This is a genomic window from Ensifer sp. Root423, from assembly GCF_001426275.1.
In the GTDB taxonomy this organism is placed as follows: Bacteria; Pseudomonadota; Alphaproteobacteria; order Rhizobiales; family Rhizobiaceae; genus Ensifer; species Ensifer adhaerens.
The window spans coordinates 86,541-108,063 of the sequence record NZ_LMEG01000002.1; the positions used below are offsets into that span (position 1 = coordinate 86,541).

The 21,523-nt window shown below is 61.4% G+C and carries 19 protein-coding genes and 2 pseudogenes; 11 read left to right on the plus strand and 10 right to left on the minus strand.

What is annotated here, in order from left to right; genetic code table 11:
• Window positions 1-10: 10 nt before the first annotated feature.
• From ASD01_RS04355 to ASD01_RS34410, 10 genes are all read left to right on the plus strand, one after another.
• Window positions 11-982 carry a membrane dipeptidase gene (locus ASD01_RS04355; RefSeq protein ID WP_034802078.1) on the plus strand — a complete coding sequence of 324 codons (972 nt, stop codon included), beginning with the start codon at window positions 11-13 and terminating at the stop codon, window positions 980-982.
• 104 nt (window positions 983-1,086) lie between these two features.
• Window positions 1,087-2,160 carry an extracellular solute-binding protein gene (locus ASD01_RS04360; RefSeq protein ID WP_029742656.1) on the plus strand — a complete coding sequence of 358 codons (1,074 nt, stop codon included), beginning with the start codon at window positions 1,087-1,089 and terminating at the stop codon, window positions 2,158-2,160.
• Between the two features lie 126 nt (window positions 2,161-2,286).
• Complete coding sequence (locus tag ASD01_RS04365) at window positions 2,287-3,138, plus strand: ABC transporter permease (RefSeq protein ID WP_034802075.1); 852 nt, start codon at window positions 2,287-2,289, stop codon at window positions 3,136-3,138.
• Complete coding sequence (locus ASD01_RS04370) at window positions 3,135-3,965, plus strand: ABC transporter permease (protein ID WP_034802072.1); 831 nt, start codon at window positions 3,135-3,137, stop codon at window positions 3,963-3,965. Before ASD01_RS04365 ends, ASD01_RS04370 begins: the two co-directional genes overlap by 4 nt.
• A 15-nt stretch (window positions 3,966-3,980) precedes the next feature.
• The gene (locus ASD01_RS04375) at window positions 3,981-5,030 is read left to right on the plus strand and encodes an ABC transporter ATP-binding protein (RefSeq protein WP_060643582.1); all 1,050 of its coding nucleotides are present in this window, start codon (window positions 3,981-3,983) and stop codon (window positions 5,028-5,030) included.
• Between the two features lie 39 nt (window positions 5,031-5,069).
• Window positions 5,070-6,455, plus strand: coding sequence for an aspartate aminotransferase family protein (locus ASD01_RS04380; RefSeq protein ID WP_051659610.1), 1,386 nt, complete (start codon window positions 5,070-5,072; stop codon window positions 6,453-6,455).
• 14 nt (window positions 6,456-6,469) lie between these two features.
• A complete protein-coding gene (locus ASD01_RS04385; RefSeq protein WP_034802112.1) occupies window positions 6,470-7,930 on the plus strand; it encodes an NAD-dependent succinate-semialdehyde dehydrogenase in 1,461 nt (486 codons plus the stop codon).
• Between the two features lie 26 nt (window positions 7,931-7,956).
• Window positions 7,957-8,343, plus strand: coding sequence for a RidA family protein (locus ASD01_RS04390; protein ID WP_060643639.1), 387 nt, complete (start codon window positions 7,957-7,959; stop codon window positions 8,341-8,343).
• Window positions 8,344-8,354: 11 nt separating this feature from the next.
• Window positions 8,355-8,738: a RidA family protein gene (locus ASD01_RS04395; protein WP_034802064.1), complete on the plus strand. Its 384-nt coding sequence runs from the start codon at window positions 8,355-8,357 to the stop codon at window positions 8,736-8,738.
• Between the two features lie 200 nt (window positions 8,739-8,938).
• Complete coding sequence (locus ASD01_RS34410) at window positions 8,939-9,190, plus strand: hypothetical protein (RefSeq protein ID WP_234798841.1); 252 nt, start codon at window positions 8,939-8,941, stop codon at window positions 9,188-9,190.
• A gap of 89 nt (window positions 9,191-9,279) precedes the next feature.
• Here ASD01_RS34410 and ASD01_RS04405 read toward each other — a convergent pair whose 3' ends face one another.
• The 9 genes and pseudogenes from ASD01_RS04405 to ASD01_RS04440 all read right to left on the minus strand — a co-directional run bounded on the left by ASD01_RS04405 (window position 9,280) and on the right by ASD01_RS04440 (window position 18,155).
• On the minus strand, window positions 9,280-10,878 hold the full coding sequence (locus ASD01_RS04405) for an MFS transporter (protein ID WP_060529288.1): 1,599 nt from the start codon (window positions 10,876-10,878) through the stop codon (window positions 9,280-9,282).
• On the minus strand, window positions 10,875-11,312 hold the full coding sequence (locus tag ASD01_RS04410) for a DoxX family protein (protein WP_034802058.1): 438 nt from the start codon (window positions 11,310-11,312) through the stop codon (window positions 10,875-10,877). The genes ASD01_RS04405 and ASD01_RS04410 overlap by 4 nt, the downstream gene beginning before the upstream one ends.
• Window positions 11,313-11,645: 333 nt before the next feature.
• Window positions 11,646-11,974: pseudogene (locus ASD01_RS36465) on the minus strand (amidohydrolase); the annotation flags it as partial.
• A 95-nt stretch (window positions 11,975-12,069) separates the two neighbouring features.
• Window positions 12,070-13,708, minus strand: a pseudogene (locus ASD01_RS04415) (amidohydrolase); the annotation flags it as partial.
• A 206-nt stretch (window positions 13,709-13,914) separates the two neighbouring features.
• Window positions 13,915-14,202, minus strand: a complete 288-nt coding sequence (locus ASD01_RS04420) for a XapX domain-containing protein (protein ID WP_060643584.1) — start codon at window positions 14,200-14,202, stop codon at window positions 13,915-13,917.
• Between the two features lie 84 nt (window positions 14,203-14,286).
• Entirely contained in the window at window positions 14,287-14,937 is a 651-nt protein-coding gene (locus tag ASD01_RS04425; protein ID WP_043623178.1) for a hydrolase, read from the minus strand.
• Window positions 14,938-15,083: 146 nt separating this feature from the next.
• On the minus strand, window positions 15,084-15,992 hold the full coding sequence (locus tag ASD01_RS04430; RefSeq protein WP_060585703.1) for a helix-turn-helix domain-containing protein: 909 nt from the start codon (window positions 15,990-15,992) through the stop codon (window positions 15,084-15,086).
• A 227-nt stretch (window positions 15,993-16,219) separates the two neighbouring features.
• Window positions 16,220-17,128, minus strand: coding sequence for a helix-turn-helix domain-containing protein (locus ASD01_RS04435; RefSeq protein ID WP_060643585.1), 909 nt, complete (start codon window positions 17,126-17,128; stop codon window positions 16,220-16,222).
• A gap of 133 nt (window positions 17,129-17,261) precedes the next feature.
• Window positions 17,262-18,155, minus strand: coding sequence for a helix-turn-helix domain-containing protein (locus ASD01_RS04440; protein ID WP_156623611.1), 894 nt, complete (start codon window positions 18,153-18,155; stop codon window positions 17,262-17,264).
• Between the two features lie 319 nt (window positions 18,156-18,474).
• On the opposite strand from ASD01_RS04440, the gene ASD01_RS04445 reads away from it, so the two are divergent.
• Entirely contained in the window at window positions 18,475-18,855 is a 381-nt protein-coding gene (locus tag ASD01_RS04445) for an alpha/beta hydrolase (RefSeq protein WP_060643586.1), read from the plus strand.
• 42 nt (window positions 18,856-18,897) lie between these two features.
• Here ASD01_RS04445 and ASD01_RS04450 read toward each other — a convergent pair whose 3' ends face one another.
• Window positions 18,898-21,186 (minus strand): prolipoprotein diacylglyceryl transferase, encoded by a 2,289-nt coding sequence (locus ASD01_RS04450; RefSeq protein WP_060643587.1) that lies wholly within the window; start codon window positions 21,184-21,186, stop codon window positions 18,898-18,900.
• Window positions 21,187-21,523 lie beyond the last annotated feature (337 nt).

Consider the following 21,523-nt stretch of genomic DNA (forward strand, 5'->3'; position numbering starts at 1 on the left):
TGGAATAACCATGATCATCGATGCTCTGCAATGCGGCCACTTTGACCGCTCGTCCTTCCAGGCCCTGAAACGCGGCGGCTACAGCGCCGTCACCCCGACGCTCGGCTTCTGGGAGGGGACAATGGAATCGCTCGATTCCCTTGCCCGCTGGCGCGACATGGAGCGTGAGAACGCCGACATCATCCTGATCGCCCGCACCGCCGCCGATATCGAGCGCGCCGAGCAGGAAGGAAAGCTCGCTGTTGTGCTCGGCTATCAGAACTCCAATCTCTTCGAAGACCGCATCGCCTATGTGGAGTTCTTTGCCGAACTTGGTGTGCGCGTTGTCCAGCTAACCTACAACAACCAGAACGAACTCGGTGGGTCCTGCTACGAGGAAAATGACAGCGGCCTGGCCCGGTTCGGCCGGGACGTCGTGCGCGAAATGAACCGGGTCGGCATACTGGTCGATCTGTCGCATGTCGGCGACAAGACGACGCTGGACGCGATCGAATGGTCGCAAAAGCCCGTGGCCATCACTCATGCCAACGCCGCCTCGCTCTTTGAGCACAAGCGCAACAAGTCCGACCGCGTAATCAAGGCGCTTGCCGCCCGCGGTGGTGTGATCGGTTGCGTAGCCTACCGCAACATCACGCCCGCCAGCGCCTGCGCCACGGTCGACGGCTGGTGCGAGATGGTGGCGCGAACGGTCGATATCGCGGGCGTCGACCACGTCGGCATCGGCACCGACATTTCCCACAACCACACCCAGCGTGACTACGACTGGATGCGAAAGGGCCGCTGGACACGATCCGTTCAGTACGGCGCGGGTTCGGCGGCCACGCCTGGAGCCGTGCCAAAGCCGGAATGGCTGCTGAAACCGGAAAACCTTCAGGACGTGGCGCCGGCGCTTCTTCGGGTCGGTTTCAATCAGGAAGAGGTGAACAAGATCCTCAGAGGCAACTGGCTGCGTCTTTACGGTGAGGTCTTCCGCGCCGACTGACCGATTAGGGAAACGAAACTCCAACGAAAGAAGGGCCGCCGCCAGACTCGCGAGCGGCCACGGGGAACAGCAATCAACGACCGTTCGACTAAGGAGAACAACGAATGGACACGTTCAAGAAAGCATCGGTAATACCGATGTCGCGACGCGCAGTGCTCGGTGCTGGCCTTTTTGGGGCCGCCATGCTTGCCTCACCCCTCGTGCGCCGCGCAAGTGCTGCGGACAATGTACTTTATGTCAACACCTGGGGTGGCGACTGGGAAGTTTCCGTCAAGAAGTTCCTCTTCGATCCGTTCACGGCCGACACCGGCATCGAGATCCGCACGGTCTCGCCGATCTCATTCGCCAAGCTTGCTGCGCAAAAGACGACCGGCGTCTTTGAATTCGACGTCACGACACTGGGCGTGGCCGACGTCGCCCGTGCGAATGCAGCCGGCCTCTTGGAAACGCTCGGAGACCATGTCGATGCGTCCAAACTTTGGCAGGGCGCCATCTATGAGAACGGCCTCTCGACCCACGGCTTTGCCACGCAGCTCGCGTTCAACAAAACCAAGTACCCGGATGGTTTGAAGAACTGGGCCGACTTCTTCAACGTCGAGAAATTCCCGGGCAACCGCAGCCTGCAGCGCCACGCCGCCCGCGTTCTCGCAATCGCGTTGCTCGCCGACGGCGTTTCCCCGGATCAACTGTTCCCTTATGATCTCGACCGCGCTTTCGCATCGCTCGACAAGGTCAAGGACAACGTGCGTGTCTGGTGGACGGCAGGCCCGCAGGCCCGCCAGATCCTGACCGACGGCGAGGTCGACATGGCCGGCCTTTGGGACAGCGATGCCGCCGGCGCGAAGAAGGCTTCGAAAGAGCCGATTGAGATCGTCTGGGACCAGGCGATCGTCGACCAGGCGTGCTGGATCGTCGCCAAGGATAGCCCGCGTGCCGAAAACGGCTTCAAGCTGATCAGCCATATCGGCCAGAATGCCGAAGGCCTCGCGAAGTTCTGCATCGCCGACCAAAATGGCCCGATGAACCCGAAATCGTTCGATTTCATCCCAGCTGAGGTGGCCAAGACCATGCCGACTTATCCCGATCACCTCGCCCGCGCCGTCATGCTTGATGGCGCCAAGCTGACGGCACAGATCGACGAGTTGAGCAGCCGGTTCGAGAGCTGGGTCGGTCTTTGATGCAACCCTCCCGGTTCCGCGAGAAACGGAACCGGGTTGGTCTAAGAAACAGGTGCATTGCCTAGGGACGGCCCGCCGCCGCCATGGGATCGGGGTTTCCCGATCAGGTACTGAGGGAGCATTGACATGAAACAGAGATCGTTTTCGCCCATTGCGGAGGGGCCGATACCGCTGATGGCCCCGGCAGCGGTCTTCCTTGCGGTATTCTTCCTGGTGCCGCTTGCCTATGTGGGCTGGATGAGCATCTCGCAGCCGGTGGTCGGCCTGCAGAACTTCGCACGGCTTTTACATTCGAGCCTGTTTGCGTCCGTGCTCTATCAGACGTTCAGGACCGCCTTCCTGGTCACCGCTCTTGCGCTCCTCTTCGCCTATCCGCTCGCCTATGCTGCGGCCAACGGATCCAAACGCTTCGCCACCTTTCTCCTGACCGTGGTCGCCCTTTCTTTCTGGACGAGCTATCTCGTGCGCACCTATGCCTGGATGGTCATTCTCGGCAATCAGGGGCCGGTCACGGCACTCCTTACCTGGCTCGGCTTCGATCCTGCGCCGAAGCTACTCTTCACCACCTTCAGCGCAACGCTTGCCATGACCCATGCGCTCATTCCTTTCATGACCATGTCGCTGTTCTCGGTCATGAAGCGCATCGATCCTCTCTATGTTCGCGCTTCGGAAAGCCTCGGCGCGAGCCCGCTTCGTGCCTTCCTCGCAGTCTATCTGCCGCTTTCGGCACCGGGCATCGTCAACGGTTGCACGCTCGTCTTCATCTCCTGCCTCGGCTTCTACGTGATGCCCGTGCTGCTCGGCAGCCCGCGCGACCAGATGATCGCAGGTATCATCGGCGACCAGATCGAACAGACACTCGACTTCGGGCTTGGCTCGGCAATCTCGATCGTGTTGCTCGGCCTGACGCTCGCAGTTTACGCGCTCTACAACCGCTTCTTCGGACTTGACCGGCTATGGGCAGGAGGTGGCCGATGAACCCCTTCGTTCGCGCGCTTGCGCTCCTCATCGCCTTTTTTGTCGCTGCACCGATGTTCATCGTCATCCCGATGTCGTTCAGCTCGGCTGCGTCGCTGACCTTCCCGCCGCCCGGCTACACGCTTGCCAACTACATCAACTTCTTCTCGGACCCCAACTGGACTGAGCCGCTCATCAACAGCCTCATCATCGGTCTTGGAACGGTACTGGTGACGCTCTGCCTTGCCATCCCCGCGTCCTTCGCACTGGTGCGGCATATCTTCCTCGGCCGTGAATTGTTCAATCTCCTAATCATGCTGCCAATGATCGTGCCGACTATCGTCATGGCGCTCGGCTACTACATGTACTTCGGTCAACTTCGCCTCGTGCAGAGTTACCTTGGCGTCATCCTCGCCCATAGCTGCATCGCCATGCCGATGGCGACCCTGATCCTGACGGCGGCACTCAAAGGGTTCGACCGGTCCGTCGAGCGGGCTGCCATGAACCTTGGCGCGTCGCCCTTCACGACATTCCGGTTGGTGACCTTCCCAATCCTGCGTCCCGCCTTCACCGTCGCCGGTCTCTTTGCCTTTATCGCTTCCTTCGACGAAGCGGTGATCGCGCTCTTCATCTCCGGCCGCGACAGGGCGACCTTGCCGCGCCAGATGTTCAACGCCGTCCGCCAGGAGGCAGATCCAACCATCTCGGCGGCATCCTCTTTCCTGTTTCTGCTCGTTCTGGCTGGCGTCTGCGTCTGGCTCGCGCCGCAATTTGTGCGCCGCCGGTCCGGGACCACACGTCAGCCGCTCGAAAACGGCGCCACCAACACCGCTGCGGCGGCATCCTGATCAAGGAGCACAGCCATGAACGCCCGTTCTCTCACACTTCGCAACGTCAACAAGAGCTACGACGGCAAGCATATGGCGGCCGACAACGTTTTGCTCGACATCAAGGCTGGCGAGTTCGTCTCCTTCCTTGGCCCCTCCGGCTCCGGCAAGACCACGACGCTGATGATGATTGCCGGCTTCCAGCATCCGACGAGCGGAGAAATCCGCCTCGGCGAACGCGCCATCGACAAGCTGCCGCCGCACAAGCGCAATATCGGCATGGTCTTCCAGAACTACGCCCTCTTCCCGCACATGACGATCGCCGACAACGTCGCCTTTCCCCTGCGCATGCGCGGCGTGGAAAAGGCCGAGAAAGAACGGCGGTCGCGGGAGGCACTGGCGAAGGTCGGCCTCCAGGGCTTCGAGAAGCGCATTCCCTCGGAACTATCCGGCGGACAGCAACAGCGTGTGGCCCTTGCCCGCGCACTCGTCTTTGAGCCCGATATCATTCTGCTCGACGAACCGCTCGGCGCGCTCGACAAGGCGCTTCGCGAGCACATGCAGGTGGAGTTGAAGCGCATCCACCGCGACCTCGGCGTCACCATGGTCTACGTCACCCACGACCAGTCGGAAGCCATGACAATGTCGGACCGGATCGCCGTCTTCAACGAGGGGCGCATCGAACAGGTCGGCACCCCAAACGAGATCTACTTCGCGCCGAAGACCCGCTTCGTCGCCTCCTTCATCGGCGACAGCAACATCCTCGCCGCTTCCTCGCTTGGCGATGGCCGCTACGAGACGCCAGTCGGCGTCGTCGACACCAAAGCCGCAGGCGGTGACCGCAACAGCAAAGCCGAATTGCTGTTGCGCCCCGAGATGATCCGCCTCGCCGATGGAGCGGACCCAAGCTGCCAGGCGATGAAGATCGACAGCACTATCAACTATGGTGACAACCTGCTGGTCATCGGCAAACTCGGCGCGCAAGCGATCCGCATGCGCGTGCCCGGCGTCGATGCACGAAGGCTCGACGGTGCTTCCGAGTGCCACGTCACCTGGCGCAGCGAAGATGTGCACGTCATCGCCTGACAATCGCAAAGCGCAATCAAGCATACCCTGGAGCCTGCCATGAACGACCGTCCCAACTCCCTTCACGCCCTGGATCGGCAAAGTCTCGTGCACCCCTACACCAACCTTGCGGTTCACCAGGAAGTGGGGCCGCATGTAATCACCGGTGGTGAGGGCATTTACGTCGTCGACGATCAGGGAAAACGTTACATCGAGGGTCTTGCTGGCCTCTTCTGCGCGGGGCTCGGCTTCAGCGAGCCGCGTTTGGTGGAAGCGGCGACGCGGCAGCTGAAGACGATGCCATTCTATCATTCCTTCGCCCACAAATCGACGGAACCGGGTATCCGCCTTGCAGAGAAGCTGCTCGAAATGGCGCCGGTACCCATGTCGAAGGTCTTCTTTGCCGGTTCCGGTTCCGAAGCGAACGACACGGCGATCAAGCTGGTCTGGTACTACAACAACGCGGTCGGACGGCCTGAGAAGAAGAAGATCATTTCGCGCCGCAAGGCTTACCATGGCGTAACGGTGGCGACTGCAAGCCTCACGGGTCTTCCGTTCAACCACCGTGATTTCGATCTGCCGATCGCCAACATCCTCCACACCGATTGCCCGCATTACTGGCGGTTTGCAGAACCTGGTGAGAGCGAGGAAGATTTTGCAACCCGGCTTGTCTCCAATCTCGAGGCTATGATCCTCGAAGAGGGTCCGGAAACGGTGGCGGCCTTCTTCGCCGAGCCGGTCATGGTGTCTGGGGGAGTGATTACACCGCCGAAGACTTACTTCGAAAAACTCCAGGCGGTCTTGAAGAAGTACGACATCCTTCTGGTGGCAGATGAAGTCATCTGCGGCTTTGGGCGTACCGGTAACATGTTCGGGTCGGAAACCTACGGGCTGAAACCGGACATGATCAGTTGCGCAAAGCAGCTTTCGGCCGCCTACATGCCGATCTCCGCGCTGATGATCAACGAGACGATCTCTGACGTCCTCCTCGACCAGAGCCGCAAGATCGGAACATTCTCGCATGGCTTTACCTATGGTGGTCATCCGGTCGCCGCGGCCGTGGCTCTGGAGGCCCTGACTATCTACCAGGAGGTCGACATCGTCTCCCACGTCCGCGCCGTCGGCCCGCGCTTTCAGGAGGGCATACGAAAGCTTGGCGAACATCCGCTGATAGGTGAAGCCCGCGGTGTGGGTCTTGTCGCCGGCCTCGAATTCGTCAAGGACAAGGTAACGAAAGAGAACTTCCCACCTGCCTGGCAGGTCGCCAACCATGCTGGCAAGTTCGCAACCGAGCGCGGCGTCCTCACGCGTGGTCTCGGCGACATGGTGAGCCTGTGCCCGGCCATGATCATCTCGGAGAATGAGATCGACGATCTCATGGCCCGCATGCAGCTTGCTCTCGACGACACGCTTTCGTGGGCGCGCAGCCAAGGCTACATCGCGTGATGCCGGAGATCGACATGTCCACCCGTCCGCCACATTCCTATGAACGGCTCGGCATGCTGATCGGCGGCCGCTGGATTTACGAGACCGAGGGGCAGGACGCGGTCATCGACCCGGCAAGCGGAGCGGTCATCGGCTATTTGCCCTGCGCCACCGACGCCGACCTAGCGGCGGCCGTCGCCTCCGCGCAGCGGGCGTTCGGAAGCTGGAAGGATCGCTCACCGCTCGACCGCGGGCAGATCCTGCGGCGCTTCGCCGATCTTGCTCGCACGCACGCCGAGGAGGTCGGCCGCAACATGGTGCTTGACCAGGGCAAACCGCTGGCGGAAGCAATCGGTGAGATCCGATTTGCCGCCGACCATGCCGATTGGCATGCGGAGGAAGCGCGGCGCATCTATGGTCGCCTTATCCCTTCGCGAGATCCACGTGTACAGCAGGCGCTCACGCGCGAACCCGTCGGCGTCTGCATCGCATTTACCCCTTGGAATTTCCCGTTTAGCCAGGCACTGCGCAAGGTCGTGGCAGCCTTGGCAAGCGGCTGCACGATAATCCTCAAAGGGCCGGCGGAATCGCCCTCCTCCACGGTCGCGATCGGCCGGCTTATGCAGGAGGCGGGTCTGCCGGACGGTTGCCTCAATATCGTCTGGGGATCGTCTTCGCATATTTCCGAAACGCTGCTTTCGGCGCCCGAGGTGAAGAAGATCTCGTTTACGGGGTCCGTCGAAGTCGGCAAGCTGCTTGCTTCGCTCGCAGGCCGCCATATGAAGCGCTCCACGATGGAGCTTGGCGGCCACGCTCCGGTTATCGTCTTCGACGATGCCGACGTTGAAGCATCTGCCGACGCGCTTGCCGCGCAAAAGGTCCGCAATGCCGGACAGGTCTGCGTTTCGCCGACCCGCTTCTACGTTCAAACAGGAGCGTATGACCGTTTCCTAGCGCGCTTCGCCGACAAGGTGGCCGCCACGAAGGTTGGCTATGGCTTTGCCGAAGGAGTGCAGATGGGTCCGCTCTGCCACGCCCGCCGGGTCACGGCTATGGAAGGCTTCGTACAGGATGCCCGCGAACGGGGAGCGGAGATCGTGACCGGCGGCAGTCGCATCGGCGACGCCGGCTTTTTCTATGCGCCGACGGTGGTTGCCGGTGGTTCCGACGCGTTGCGGCTGATGAACGAGGAGCCCTTTGGACCCATTGCGGTCGTCGCGCCTTTTTCTGGTTTTGACGACGTGATGCGGCGCGCCAACAGCCTTCCTTTCGGCCTTGCGTCCTACGTGTTCACCGCCTCCAGCAGTCGAGCCCAGCACGCCGCAAAAGCGCTTGCCGCCGGGATGGTCAGCATCAATCACTTCGGCCTGGCGCTACCCGAAACGCCTTTCGGTGGCATCAACGACAGCGGCTATGGTAGCGAAGGTGGGACTGAAACCTTTGACGGCTATCTCAACACGAAATTCGTGACCCGCTTCGACGCGCGGCCCGAATGAGCAGCCTTACTTTCTTGGAGAACAAAATGTTTGAAGCCATCGATACCGGATCAGACCCCTCAGACGCGCCAGTCAGCGAGGTCGTGCGCGCCGGCAATCTCGTCTGGTCGGTCCATATTTCCGAAGACCCGGAGAATGGCGACCTCGTCACAGGTGACATCGAAACCCAGACGCGCCGAACGCTTGGAAATCTCGACATCGCGATCCGTGCTGCGGGCGGCACGCTGGCCGATGTCGTGCAGGTTCAGGTTTTCCTCACTGAAAGATCGGACGCACCAGGAATGAACAAGGTCTACGCCGAGTTCTTCAAGGAGCCCTATCCGGTGCGTGCGACCGTGGTGGTAAAGGAGCTTTTGGCCGAAGGCCTTCGCATCGAAATCCTTGCCCACGCCGTTCTCGGCAACAGAGCTTAAAGTGGCCGATCATGTTTGAGAAAGTCGAAACCGGTATCGCTTCGTCAAAGGCGCCTTTGAGCGCTACGGTCAAGGCAGGCCGCATCGTGCGATCCGCGCATATTGCAAAGAATCCGACGACGGGCGAACCCATTACCGGTGACATCGAGACACAGGCACGCCAGGTGTTCCTGAACCTCCGACAGGCGCTCGAAGCGGCCGGCGGAACACTTGCCGATGTTGTGCAGATCCAGGCCTATCTCACGGATAAGGCGGATGCAGGCGGCATGAATAGGATTTACCGGGAGTTCTTTACTGCACCTTATCCGGTTCGTGCCACCGTCGTAGTCGATCTTCTCTCCAGCGGAATACGCCTTGAGGTACTCGCAACGGCTGTCCTTTCCTCCTCGGCGTGACGATGGTGTCTCGCCTGTTTGGCGCTGTCTGTCCAAAAGAGATAGAAGACGGCAACCGGCGGCACCGGCCTCTACCGAGAAAAGGGACCTGGTCCCTAACCAAGTCTTTTTAACAATGACAGACATGCCACGAACGTATGTGGAAACGCCGCCTTCCGTTCCTTCTTCATCCGTTGATTGGCTTCCACCACAGAGCGCTCATGCGTGATGTGCCGGTGGCGACCGAGAAGGAGATTGGAGACGAGGCGGCTCGGGTGACCGGTTCGTCCAAGTCATTCGACACGCCAGAATTCATGAAGGGCAAGTTCAGGGTCCGCGCCGGGGCGGCGCAAGGCGGCACCTACGGCAACTCAGTGCGAGAGGCGCTAGACGTGATCTATGCCCTCGACGGAAGCCGGCTCAAACCTTTGACGGTGCGGTTGCGCCGCAGAACAGGTGGGCTGAGGTTTTGAGCAAGGGGTCTTGCGGCGGCCGCTCCGAACCAAACGGTTCCCCACGAACACGAGGGGAGCATTGCGCTCCCCTCCCCGATGTCGTCACATCAGGCCTGACCAGGCCGATTGATGCTCAGGAAGTGTCGAACCACTGGCTTCTCCGGGCCTTTGTGATAGGTCAGAACCTTGCCCTGCAAGTCTGCGTCGGCGTTGGAAACCCGCTGATGCTGGCGAAGGTGTTCCGCCCAGGATTCCACCATGAACCACTCAACCATCTTTTCCGGGTCGGCGGAGTCTTCGGTCACGCCCCAGCCATAGGCACCATCGCGGCGACGTTCCTGGGAGAGCGTGTCGAGCGCATGGAGGAAGGCGCGGCGGTGATGTTTTTCGACCTGGTACTCGATCAGGATCAGGACGGGACCACGGTCATGAGCGACAGGTTCGGCAACAAGCGGTTCCGGCCAATGGTTCGAAGGCACCAAATCCACATCGCCGGCTGGCAGCTTCAGTCGGTGCATGATGAAGCCGGCGGCAAGCAGTCCGGCAGCGCCGATCAGCAGCGTCCCCTGGATACCCGCTGCTTCGCCAACTGCACCCCAGCCAAGGCTGCCGGCGGTCATCGCCCCGTTGAAAACGGTGAGGTAGACCGCGAGACCGCGACCACGCACCCAGTTGGGGAGAACGGCCTGTGCTGCGCCATTGAGGGTTGTCAGCGCGGTGATCCATGCGCCACCGAGGAACAGAAGGGCGATGATGGCAACCCACTTCGGGAGGGAAAGCGAAAGTACGGCCATGACGATCGCGGTGACAACGGCCGCCCCGAGCAACAGTCCATCGGCGCTCAGCCGGTCACGCAGCTTCGGCATGACCAATGCTCCTGCGATCGCACCGGCACCGACAGCGCCGAGCAGAATGCCGTAGAAGCTTGCGTCCCCACCCAGGAGTTGGCGGGCGACCAGCGGCAAAAGTGCCCAGACCGCGCTCGCAAAGGCAAAAAAGATCGCGGCACGCAGCAGGACGACATGCAGTGGACGACTGGCGCGGGTGTAGCGGAGACCGGCACGGAATGCGCCAAAGAAGTCTTCAGACAACGCATCGTTGGCGCTTTTTGCCCGTGGCCACCAGAGAAGCGCGGCGATGACGATGATGTAGCTGGCCACGTCGGCACCATAAGTGACGCCTGCGCCAAACGCGGCAAGCAAAAGTCCGCCTGCCGCGGGGCCGATCGATCGTGCGATATTGATCCCGAGTGAGTTCAGCGCCACGGCGCTTTTGACGTCTTCTCGCTTGACCAGTTCTGGAACGATCGCCTGCCAGGTCGGCCCCATCAGTGCCGCACCGATGCCGCCGAGGAAGGTCAGACCGATCAGTGCGCTGACGGAGAGCATTCCGGTCTGCGCCAGAACCATCAAACTGATACTGACGGAGGCAAGCAAGATCTGAACAGCAATCAGGAACTTGCGCCGATCGAGGATGTCGGTGAGCACACCGGCCGGGATGGCGAGCAGGAAAATAGGCAAGGTTCCCGCCGCCTGCACCATCGCCACTGCGGCAGTTGAAGCGGACAGGTCAGTCATGAGCCACGAGCTGGCAACGTCACGCATGAAGCTGCCGGTATTGCCCAGGACTGTGGCCGTCCAAAGGACCGCGAAAACCGGTTGAGCCAGGGGAGCGAAGCTTCCGCCGACAGATTTTTTGTCGCTCATTTGCGATCTCCTTTTGTCAGATCGATTGAGGCGACAATGACGAATGCGCCGGCGAGGCCGAGATGCTCGAAGAAGGCATTGCCGGCCATCGTGCGATCCATGCCCGGTGCCATTTCCCAGAAGCGAAGGGCAATGAAGGTTGCAAGAAGAGTGAACCCCGCGAGTGACAGCGCGCCAGCCCAACGCAGGATGCCTGATACCACCATGGCCGAAGCCGCAAGCTCAAAGCCGATGACAGCAACCGCGAAGAACGCCGGCGGATGAAGACCGAAATGCGCCATCTCGGCGATCGCGCCATCAAAGTCGAAGGTCTTGGCAAGCGGCCCCTGAATGTAGGCGGCGCAAAGGGCAAGCAGCGCCGCGGTCCGCATTGCGGGAGCCGCGATGACTTCGGCAAAATGCCCACGGATTGAAGAGGTCGGGTGATGGATCATTTTTGCTCCTGCGATCGTCGCTGTCTCTGAAACCGGCTATGTGGTTCGTCTGATAGAGCGATATTGACCGGGAAGTTCCCTACCAACAATTGCATCAATATTTGCTATTTAATTGCATTTTTTGCAACAATAGAAGCGCATTGCATGTGCTCCAGCCAAACACCAAAACGGGCAGCGACCGAGCTGCCCGTTTTGGTGTTCATGCATGATTTGCGTGCCTTCACACCGCCCAGCAGGAGCATCCAAGCGCGCCGAAGAAACCCTTAAGGTCGGCGATCGGCAGTTTCGACGTCCAGGCGCCGGCATGATCGTGGCCATGGACGCCGCAATCGNCAGGAGCATCCAAGCGCGCCGAAGAAACCCTTAAGGTCGGCGATCGGCAGTTTCGACGTCCAGGCGCCGGCATGATCGTGGCCATGGACGCCGCAATCGCTGGCGCAGCCGCACGACGTGATCGCGGTGCGCCGGAGCGAGCGCTTTCCGGCGCCCTCGGGCTCACCCCAGGCGGCATAACCGCCGAAGGTGCGGACCGGCGACCAGTCGGGCATTGCCGGCGGCACCTTGTTCTCGTCGTGAGAGGCAAGTTCGCCGGCCGCATAGACGATCTTGCCGCCGACCATCGTGAGCTCTGACGTGAGGAAGGAAATCTCGTCCTCGGCGCAGTTGAAAAAATCCTTGTTCGGCACGATGAGGTCGGCGAACTGCCCTTTCTCAATCCGGCCTTTCTTGCCTTCCTCGTTTGAAAACCACTGCACTNGCGCAGTTGAAAAAATCCTTGTTCGGCACGATGAGGTCGGCGAACTGCCCTTTCTCAATCCGGCCTTTCTTGCCTTCCTCGTTTGAAAACCACTGCACTTTCTCGGTCCACATCCGAAGCGCCGTCTCGCGATCGAGGCAGTTGGCGCGCGGGTAGAGCTGCATGCCGCCGACAGTCTTGCCGGTCACCATCCACGACAGCGAAACCCAAGGATTGTAAGAGGCGACGCGGGTAGCGTCTGTGCCGGCGGAGACGTTGACGCCCTTTGCCAGCATCTTGGCCACCGGCGGCGTCGCTTCAGCGACACCATGGCCGTAGCGCTCGACGAAGTACTCGCCCGGTGCCGGCGGAGACGTTGACGCCCTTTGCCAGCATCTTGGCCACCGGCGGCGTCGCTTCAGCGACACCATGGCCGTAGCGCTCGACGAAGTACTCGCCCTGATAGGCCATGCGGTGCTGCACGGCGATGCCGCCGCSAAGGGCGGCGATCCGGTCGATCGAGCGGTCAGAGATCGTCTCCGCATGGTCGAAGAACCAGTTGATRCCCTCAAGCGGGATATCCCGGTTGACCTTCTCGAAGACGTCGAGCGCACGGGTGATCGTCTCGTCATAGGTGGCATGCAGTCGCCAGGGCCAGCGGTTCTCCGCAAGAATRCGCACGACCTTCGAGTTCGCCCTCCATCTCCGGCGGCATGTCCGGGCGCGGCTCGCGGAAGTCCTCGAAGTCGGCGGCGGAAAACACCAGCATCTCGCCGGCACCGTTGTGGCGGAAATAGTCGTTRCCCTGCTTGTACTTGACCGACGACGTCCATTTCAGGAAGTCGTCCTTCTCCTGCTTCGGCTTCTGGGTGAAGAGGTTGTAGGCAAGGCGGACCGTCATCTGGCCCTCGTCCGAGAGCTTCTGGATGACGGCATAGTCATCCGGGTAGTTCTGGAAGCCGCCGCCGGCGTCGATGACGCTGGTGACGCCGAGCCGGTTGAGCTCGCGCATGAAATGACGGGTCGAGTTGACCTGGTAWTCGAAGGGCAGCTTCGGCCCCTTGGCGAGCGTCGAATAGAGGATGCCGGCATTGGGCTTGGCCAAGAGCAGCCCCGTCGGGTTGCCGCTGGCATCGCGAGTGATCTCGCCGCCCGGCGGGTTCGGCGTTTCCCTGGTGTAGCCGACGGCGCGKAGCGCCGCGGCATTGAGCAGCGCCCGGTCATAGAGATGCAGCAGGAACACCGGCGTATCGGGCGCGACCGCGTTGATCTCATCGATCGTCGGCAACCGCTTTTCGGCGAACTGGTGCTCGGTGAAGCCGCCGACGACCCGCACCCATTGCGGCGCCGGCGTGATCGCCACCTGCCGCTTCAGCATGTCCATCGCATCGGCAAGCGAGCGCACGCCGTCCCAGCGCAGCTCCATGTTGAAGTTGAGGCCGCCACGCACGACGTGGGTATGATTGTCGTTCAGGCCCGGCAGGACGCGCTTGCCCTTGAGGTCGATGGTCTTTGTGCCTGAGCCTGCCAGCGCCATGATCGTCCTGTCGTCACCGACAGCGAGGATCAGGCCATCCTTGACGGCAACGGCAGTGGCAGTCGGATTGGCGCGGTCGAGCGTCGTCACGAGGCCGCTGTGAAGGATCAGGTCGGGCGTCATCGAAGTATCTCCGGTCTGTTGGGCGCCGGCGGTGCGGGCCGACGNGGCGCGGTCGAGCGTCGTCACGAGGCCGCTGTGAAGGATCAGGTCGGGCGTCATCGAAGTATCTCCGGTCTGTTGGGCGCCGGCGGTGCGGGCCGACGRGAAGAGAGCGGGCAGCGCCAGCGACGAGGCGGCACCGAGGAACAAGCGTCTTGTCGGCATCGTCAGGCCCTTTCGTCGGGGCCGGCAGCATCCTTCGCCGTGCCGGTTGCGATCTGCCCGCCGGGCAGATGGCCGAACACGTGCGGCATGCACTGCCGATTGAACCAGGAGAGGTTGACCGGCTCACCCGACAGGGCGCGCTTGACCAGGGGGACGGATTGCTCCCCGATGAGAATGCCGAGCAGACCGATCAGCGCGATGACCGGCGGCGCCGGCGAGCGGACGTTGAGCAGCGCATAGATGACGCCGACGACCAGCCCGGCTCCAAGCGAGAGAAGGTACATCTTCATCGCCAACTCCTTTAGGGGATAAAGGTGGCGCTCCGGCCGCAGCGAGGCGGCCAGAGCGTTAATCTAGAGCGCGGAAGCGTTCTGTCAGTGGCCTTCGGACGCGCCGAACATCGACTTGGCGTAGATGATGCCGAGACCATACGAACCGCCGAACTTCTTGGCGATACCGGTGGTCATGTCGTAGGTCTCGGTGCGCGCCCAGTCGCGCTGCAGCTCGAGCATGTATTGCAGCGAGGTCATCGGCCGGACGCCGGCCTGCACCATGCGGTCCATCGCCCGCTCATGCGCCTCATCCGAAACGTCGCCGCAGGCGTCGGCGATGACATAGACCTCGAATCCCTGATCGAGCGCCGAGAGGGTCGGGCCGACGATGCAGACCGAGGTCCACAGCCCGCACATGACAAGGCGCTTCTTGCCGATGCGGTTGACCTCTTCGATCACGGCGGCGTCTTCCCAGGTGTTCATCGAGGTGCGGTCCAGCAGTTTCTGGCCGGGGAAGGCATCGGTGATCTCGGAGAACATCGGGCCGGAGAAGGTCTTTTCGGCAACGGTCGTGAGGATGGTCGAAACGCCGAAACCTGCCGCCGCATTGGCGACAAGTGCTGCGTTGTTGCGCAAGAGCACCGCGTCGATCGACTTGGTCGCAAAGGACATCTGCGACTGGAAGTCGATCATGATCAGAGTGTGGTCTTTGGGCGAGACGAGGAGTTTACCGGGGGTCGCTGTCGCAGACATGGTCGTGACCTCTTACTGTTGAAACTGAACTCCGATTGGAGAGGCCCAACTATGCCGCCGAGCGGCGACCCGTTCTTGTCGCCAAAGGTGGATTTTTGAAAGTTTCGCTCGCCTTCAGCCGGCAGGGCGCGTGTACTTTCAGAGGGTTACGACTGTCGGCTGCGCCGCCACTGGCGCGGCGTGGCACCTGCGGCCTGCGCAAAGGCCCGGGTAAAATGGCTCTGATCCGAAAAGCCGCAGACGACGGCAATTTCACTTAGGGACGTGGGCGAGAACTGCAACAGATCCTTGGCCTTTTCGATCCTCTGCTGCAGCAGCCAGCGGTAGGGCGTGCTGCCCATGGTCTCGCGAAAGGCACGCAAAAAAGCCGCCTGCGACAGATTGCAGGTCGCAGCCATGTCCTCGACGGTGAGCTCGCCATCCAGACGGGCTTGCACCAGATCGCGGATCTTTGCCTGGCAGCGCTGCGAAAGCCTGCGTCCTCCGGCAAGGCTCTCGCCACGGCCGTTACCGTACTGCCGGACCATATGCACGCCGATTGCCACCGAGAGCTGGTCGACAAACAGCGCGCTTCGATCCGTGTATCCGTCCACCGACGCAAACAAAGCGCCGAGCATGCCGCCGAGAACAGGGTCGGGCGAGCCGGAAACGGGCCGCAGCTCGCTCACGCCAGAAGCATTTGCCGCGTCTGCGATGCGTTCGAGCGCACCGTGGCCGATTTCAAGCAAGGTGAAATCGAAGGATCCTTTGAGATCGGCTTTATAATCGTCGGCAAAGTTCCTGACGTAGATCGAGTTTTGGCCGAACTCCTGGGTCGCAGAGTGGTGCGCTCCGAAAACCCGGCGGCGATGACCGCCCACAAGCGATAGGCCGATCAGATAGCCTCGTCCGTTGCCAGGTGTCGTGACCTGGCCCGGCGGTCCCGCTGTCGACCGCTTGCGGTGGAAGACCATGTCGCGGCCTTCGATCGTCCTGTCGTCATCCAGCTGGTCGAGCGAGCATCCGAGACTGTCGCGCGGTCGCGCTCCGGCCGAGGCAGCGGAAACATTCGTCATCGTCTTCGCTCCTATGTGTCGAGACTGCCCGCCAAACCCACCTGCCGTGACGACGAAAACGAAAGACGTAAGTCGCCGTGCGCAGGGTAAACGTGCGCGCAACTCATTCTCGGTTTCACCAAATCATTTGCAGGAGCGGCCCTATGATTGCCCCGGTCGCCGCATCATTCTTGCACGTTTTTCACCTGTTTTGAAAATTTTGCACGAGGGCGCGCCCTCTTTCCACCCTATTGCGGAGATCGATCCACAGCGACGACGACCGACCGGTTCTTTTTCCGGAAGCGTGCCGGCGTTTCCCCCGTCAGGCTAGTGAATACCCGGGTCATGTGGCTCTGGTCGGCAAAGCCGCAGTGGATAGCAATTTCAGCAAGGGGTGTGTCCTGAAGCAGACACTCCTTGACCCGCGCGATCCGATATTCGGACAGCCACCTGGACGGTGTGCGCCCGAAGCTTTCCTTGAAAGCCTTGTTGAAATAGCTGCGCGAGAGCTCGCACTGGGCCGCAAGATCGCCGATCGAGAACGGCGTGTTGAAATGGGCGACCAGAAACTCCGTCGCCAGCCTCTCCTGCCATGGCGCCAGCGTCCCCTTCTTGTCGACGGGGAAATGCAGACCGCCATAGGCCTGGCTGAGATGGGCCAATGCGGCAAGATTGATCTGTTCGACGAAGAGCAGATTGGCCCGGTCCGGCTCATCGAGCGAGGGCAGCAGCGCCTGGGCAAGGCCGAACATGACCGGATCCACGCGTCCCTGCACGGGAGACAGCGACACATACTCGCCGCGCCCGGCCCTTTCGGTAAAGCTCCGCATTGAGGCAAAGGGAATTTGGAAGCGGACATTGTCGAAGGGCGACAGATGGTGGCACTGCCATTGGTCGCGAAGATCGGTGATCGCGAGCGAAGCCTTGGGATGCCCTCCCTCATACACGAGTTCGCCACGCCGCCACAGGCGATGCGCCTCGAAGTCAAGCATCTGGACGATGACGTTGAAGGCATCGGCGACCGGAATCAGCGGCCCGAGTTCCAGATCGAAGCGATCCGAGAAGGTTCTCGTGACGGTGATGTCACCGACGCTGATCCGCTTGACGATCGGGCGCGGTGTGCGTTCGTCTGCGCTCAGTCCTTCTTGCAAGGCCATCGGTCAGGGTCTCCCGATTTCCAGCTCAGCCGCCCGCTTCAGCGGCCGGGCGGATGCTACAACGGTTGGCTGTCGCAATATAGAGGCAAATCCAGCGATGCATCGCCGAGCGTCAAAGGTCAGCATGGTACCCTCACTGCAGCCAGCGCGCGCGCCAGACGGCGGGTGTCACGCCCGTCACCTCACGAAAGGCCTCGACGAACCGGGCTTCGTCGGCATAGCCGCAGCTGGCGGCGGTTTTGCTCAGCGACCATCCCTCTTCGATCAGATAGCGCTTGGCGCGACCGATCCGGTACCGCATCAACCACTCTTGCGGCGTCTGGCCGGTCACGGATGCAAAAGCCGCGGCAAAACCCTCCTCCGAAAGATTTGCGGCCGCTGCTGCTGCCGCAAACGAAAAGTCCTTGGCCCAATGGTCGATCATGAAATCCTTGGCCGCCTTCTCCTGCCACACAGACAGATCGGGGCCGCCGGATGCGATGGCGCGATCCGGGTAGGAATGCAGAAGATGCGCGCAGATGGCGACGGCGATGTGCTGCAGTACCGCACCCGGTTCACCCTCGCTCTCGTCAAGAAGCGGCGACAGCGCCAAGGCGAGATTGTGCATGACGTCGTCGACCTCGCCGCGACGGCATCTGAGACTGGTGACGGCGGGAGCATGCGAAAACTCGCAGACTTCACGAAACAAGGCCCGTGGCAGATGGAAAGCGAGTGAATCGAGATCGCTGACAAGCCGGATACTGGCGCCCTCAGCGAGATCGACGAGACAGATCGACCCCTGCCGGTAGCGGCGAATTTCACTTTCGCTTTCGCCCGGCACCAGGTCGCAGTGCATGACATCCTTGAAGTAGAACATCAGGAAATAGGCGTCGTCGGCCGGCAGCGATACGATGCGGCTCAATTCTCCGTTCAGCCGGCACCGCAGGCGCGTCACCGAAAACCGGGCGTCCCGCACGGGCCGCACCATGAGAAACGGCGCCTTTGGCTCGCCAAAATACGCTCCAATCCCGCTTGGCTCTGTCATCATCCGTCCAGCCCCGCCCCCTGGCGATGGAGTTCACTCCTCGCGTGCAATCCGCTTCGATGCGCGAAAGATCCGACGCAAGGGGGCATCTCGCTATTGCCGCTCATATCCGAGAAAACATGGGGGGTGCTGCCAGTAATTTCTTGTATCCTTTGCTCACATTTAGCCGCAAACGGCTCTGTATTGACTTCATGCCGCATGATCCCGCCGCTTCAAAGCGGCCGCGTCTCGGTGACGTAGCTCTCGAAGAAATCTGAGAACTTGGCAACCCTGAGCGGCAGCCATTGACGGGCTGTGCGATATCCGGGCATTCGCGGCCTCCGTGGAAGACCTGGCGAACTCCATCGGCGACAGGCGGCGTGTGTACCCGGGCCAAGCCGTCTATGGCATCGGCTACGCCACAGGCGCGACGCTGCTCGCCGCACTCCTGGTCAAATATCCTGGTCTGTTCGAGCGAGCGGTCCTGCTGCATCCCCTTGTGTCGTGGGTGCCACCCGGCAACGCCGGACTTCAGGGCAAACCGATCCTGGCCACCGGCGGCCAAGACGATCCTACCGGTCCATTGGCCCTCACCGAACAACTGGTCGATTATCTTGCGGGGCAGAAAGCTGATGTCCGAGCCCTCTACAATCGGGGCGCACACGAGATCGGGCAGGATGAATTGATAGCGCTTCGGGATTTCCTTCAGGCGGCCATCGCCTGAAGCAATGCGGGCCGCATCTGATGACGCGGCCCGCGATAGATTTTACTGCGCCTTGGCTTCGATATCGACTTGCTCGAGCAGAAGCGCCGGGTTTTCGGCAGCTCCCATCAGTTCGAGCGCGCCGACACCGGCTTCATCCTTGGCCTTGACCTTCAGCGTGAAGGTGCCGGGCTTGCTGATGAACTGGGTAAACGCCGTCGCCGCGTCCTGCAGTTTCGGCTGCGTGGCGGCAAAATGCTGCACGCCGGCGCTCGTCATCAACACGAGCAGGCCGCGAACGCTGTCCTCGGTCATGTGGTTATCCTCGGCATAGAGCTTGATGCCCTTGGCCATGATGCCCTTGTCCTCGAGCTTGAGCGTGACTTCCCTCGCCGTAAGACCGAACATCGCGATCTGCGCGGCATTGAGGTCGCCGGAGAAGAAGTCCTCCGAAGCGCCGCCCATGACGCCGGAGAAGGAGAGGCTGCCCATGTCCTTGCCATCCAGCGAAATCTGCTTGATGACGAAGTTCTCGTTGGGCTCATCCCACGACAGTTCGACGTTGGACGAGAAGACCAGTTTGTCGAGGCCGATCTTGCGCAGCGTCTTGAAGCCCTCTTCCTGCGTGTCCGCAGGGATCGGAACGCTGAGATCGCGGTAGCTGACGCGGACATCCGTCGGAATGCCGTTGCGCGGCTTCGTCAGCGCGATTTCATAGGTATCGAGCGTGAAACGAACGCGTTCCGGAACGGACGGCACGGCCGACTGCTCTACGGGCGCCTCGGCCATCGGGTCTTCCGGCACTTCACCGGCGATCTCCGCGCCGCTGGCGGCTTCGCCGTCGGTCGCTTCATCTGCCGACTGCTCTGCAGGCGCCTCGGCCATCGGCTCTTCTGCTGCATCGCCGGGGACCGCCGCGTCGCTGGCGGCTTCGCCGTCTGTCGTTTCGTCCGGCACCTGCTCGGCTTCCGGCGCCTGTTCGGCACTGATCGACGGATCGACCTCGGTTTCGGTCGCGCTCTCGTCCTCGACGGTTTCACTGTCCGTCACGGCTGCCGGGTCGCCGCCGGGCATGTCCACGTCGAGCCCGGCGATCCGGATCGTGCCGAATTCCGGCATCAGCGTGGTATAGGGGAAGGTCTCGAATTCCTCCTCCTTCAGGCCCGCAAGCTTCGTCAGTGCCTCCATGGTCGGAGCCCAGGAGAAACCGTTGATGCTGGCTTCGGCAAACTTGAAGTAGTCGGTCCCCTCGCCCGCCGTGACACCGTTCATCGTGCCATCGAAACTGCGGCCGTTGAGCTGGAAGGCCATCTTGTCGACGGCGAGCTTCACGAGCTTGCCTTCGGCGCTTGCCTGCTCCGGCACTTCCATCTTCAGGCCGAGCAGTTCCATGTCGCCCTTTGCCAGCATGTCGACCAGCGAAAGAATGCGTTTAAAGAATGCCTGGCGCTCCGCTGGTGGCAGGGCTTCCGGATCGATGACCGCCTGGAGTTGCTCGAGCGTTTCGAGAAGCGGCTCGGTCGGCATGCGGACGCTGAGGCCGCTGCTGCGCACTTCGTCGTAGCCGAAACGCGACTTGCTATCGGAGAAAGCAAGGTTCTTTACGGAGATCGGGCCGTAGAGCAGCTTCGGTTCCTTGTCTTCAGGACCGGCTTTTTGCGTGTAGATGCGGGCCATGTAGGCCACATCGAAGCTCTCTCCGGTGACGGCGCCCATGGTGCCGTCCATCTTTTCCCGCTTCGTTGCCCCTTCGCCGTCAGGAATATCCATGGCAAAGGCGAACGTGGCGCCGCTCGCCGAATAGCGCGCAACGCGGCCGCTGGCGATATCCTCGAGCCGGACATCCTTGTAGACCGTCTTCTGCTCGGAGCTTGCAACGTTCTGGACGATGGCAACTTCCGGCGCGGAGACCTGCTTTGCCGCGAAACGCTCGATGCGCTTCAAAAGGTCAGCCTTTTCCCCGCTTGCCGTCAGGCCGGCTGCGAAAAAGTCGGGATCTTCCAGCGTTGCCGCAGGCACGGAAAGCTTGGCGGCCTTCAGGTCGAGCTCCAGGCCCTTCACGTCGAGCTTGCCGCTCAGCGAAAAGATCTTCGGACGTCCGTCGATTGCCGCGATGCGCGCGCTGACGCCATCGGCGAAAGGCAGCGTGACGTCGCGCAGATGAACGCGGCCGAAGAAGTCCGCCTCAACCGAGCCGGCCTTCCCGCCGCGCTCGGCGATGAAGGTCCCGACCGCCTTTTCGAGCATGAACTTCCCGCCGACGACACCCGCGGCTGCGATCGCGATGACCGCGACAGCAGCCCAAAGTGCTTTGCGACGGCCCTTGCCGGCACCAATTTCTGTCTCAGCCACGATTTCTGTCCTTTCGTCACACGAAAAATGGAAAGCTCTTGAGTCGTTGCGGTGTGACTAACCATTGGCGCTACCTTCCGCAAGTTTGGCGGGAGTGCAGTGCAACAATTTTCTTGTATCGGCTGCAATCGGCAACGCTCCAACGTCATCAAAAATGCATGGAGGGCTGCAAGCATGTGCCCATGGGACCCATGTCCATTAGCGATAGGATTCGCTTATCGCCACAATCAGGAAATCCAACTTAAATTAATGGAACCACTTTGATAGAGTCTACGGCACAATGAGGGAGACGCAGCCAGTGGCGACACCGCTTCGCGGAACGACAACCACCGACGGC

Bases quoted from the DNA above. Each gene is read 5' to 3' on its own strand.
- ASD01_RS04355 (WP_034802078.1), top strand. From the start codon at position 11: ATGATCATCGATGCTCTGCAATGCGGCCACTTTGACCGCTCGTCCTTC.
- ASD01_RS34410 (WP_234798841.1), top strand. From the start codon at position 8,939: ATGCGTGATGTGCCGGTGGCGACCGAGAAGGAGATTGGAGACGAGGCG.
- ASD01_RS04385 (WP_034802112.1), top strand. From the start codon at position 6,470: ATGTCCACCCGTCCGCCACATTCCTATGAACGGCTCGGCATGCTGATC.
- ASD01_RS04435 (WP_060643585.1), bottom strand. From the start codon at position 17,128: ATGGCCTTGCAAGAAGGACTGAGCGCAGACGAACGCACACCGCGCCCG.
- ASD01_RS04365 (WP_034802075.1), top strand. From the start codon at position 2,287: ATGAAACAGAGATCGTTTTCGCCCATTGCGGAGGGGCCGATACCGCTG.
- ASD01_RS04420 (WP_060643584.1), bottom strand. From the start codon at position 14,202: ATGAAGATGTACCTTCTCTCGCTTGGAGCCGGGCTGGTCGTCGGCGTC.
- ASD01_RS04405 (WP_060529288.1), bottom strand. From the start codon at position 10,878: ATGAGCGACAAAAAATCTGTCGGCGGAAGCTTCGCTCCCCTGGCTCAA.
- ASD01_RS04380 (WP_051659610.1), top strand. From the start codon at position 5,070: ATGAACGACCGTCCCAACTCCCTTCACGCCCTGGATCGGCAAAGTCTC.
- ASD01_RS04410 (WP_034802058.1), bottom strand. From the start codon at position 11,312: ATGATCCATCACCCGACCTCTTCAATCCGTGGGCATTTTGCCGAAGTC.
- ASD01_RS04390 (WP_060643639.1), top strand. From the start codon at position 7,957: ATGTTTGAAGCCATCGATACCGGATCAGACCCCTCAGACGCGCCAGTC.
- ASD01_RS04395 (WP_034802064.1), top strand. From the start codon at position 8,355: ATGTTTGAGAAAGTCGAAACCGGTATCGCTTCGTCAAAGGCGCCTTTG.
- ASD01_RS04425 (WP_043623178.1), bottom strand. From the start codon at position 14,937: ATGTCTGCGACAGCGACCCCCGGTAAACTCCTCGTCTCGCCCAAAGAC.
- ASD01_RS04430 (WP_060585703.1), bottom strand. From the start codon at position 15,992: ATGACGAATGTTTCCGCTGCCTCGGCCGGAGCGCGACCGCGCGACAGT.
- ASD01_RS04370 (WP_034802072.1), top strand. From the start codon at position 3,135: ATGAACCCCTTCGTTCGCGCGCTTGCGCTCCTCATCGCCTTTTTTGTC.
- ASD01_RS04360 (WP_029742656.1), top strand. From the start codon at position 1,087: ATGGACACGTTCAAGAAAGCATCGGTAATACCGATGTCGCGACGCGCA.
- ASD01_RS04440 (WP_156623611.1), bottom strand. From the start codon at position 18,155: ATGATGACAGAGCCAAGCGGGATTGGAGCGTATTTTGGCGAGCCAAAG.
- ASD01_RS04375 (WP_060643582.1), top strand. From the start codon at position 3,981: ATGAACGCCCGTTCTCTCACACTTCGCAACGTCAACAAGAGCTACGAC.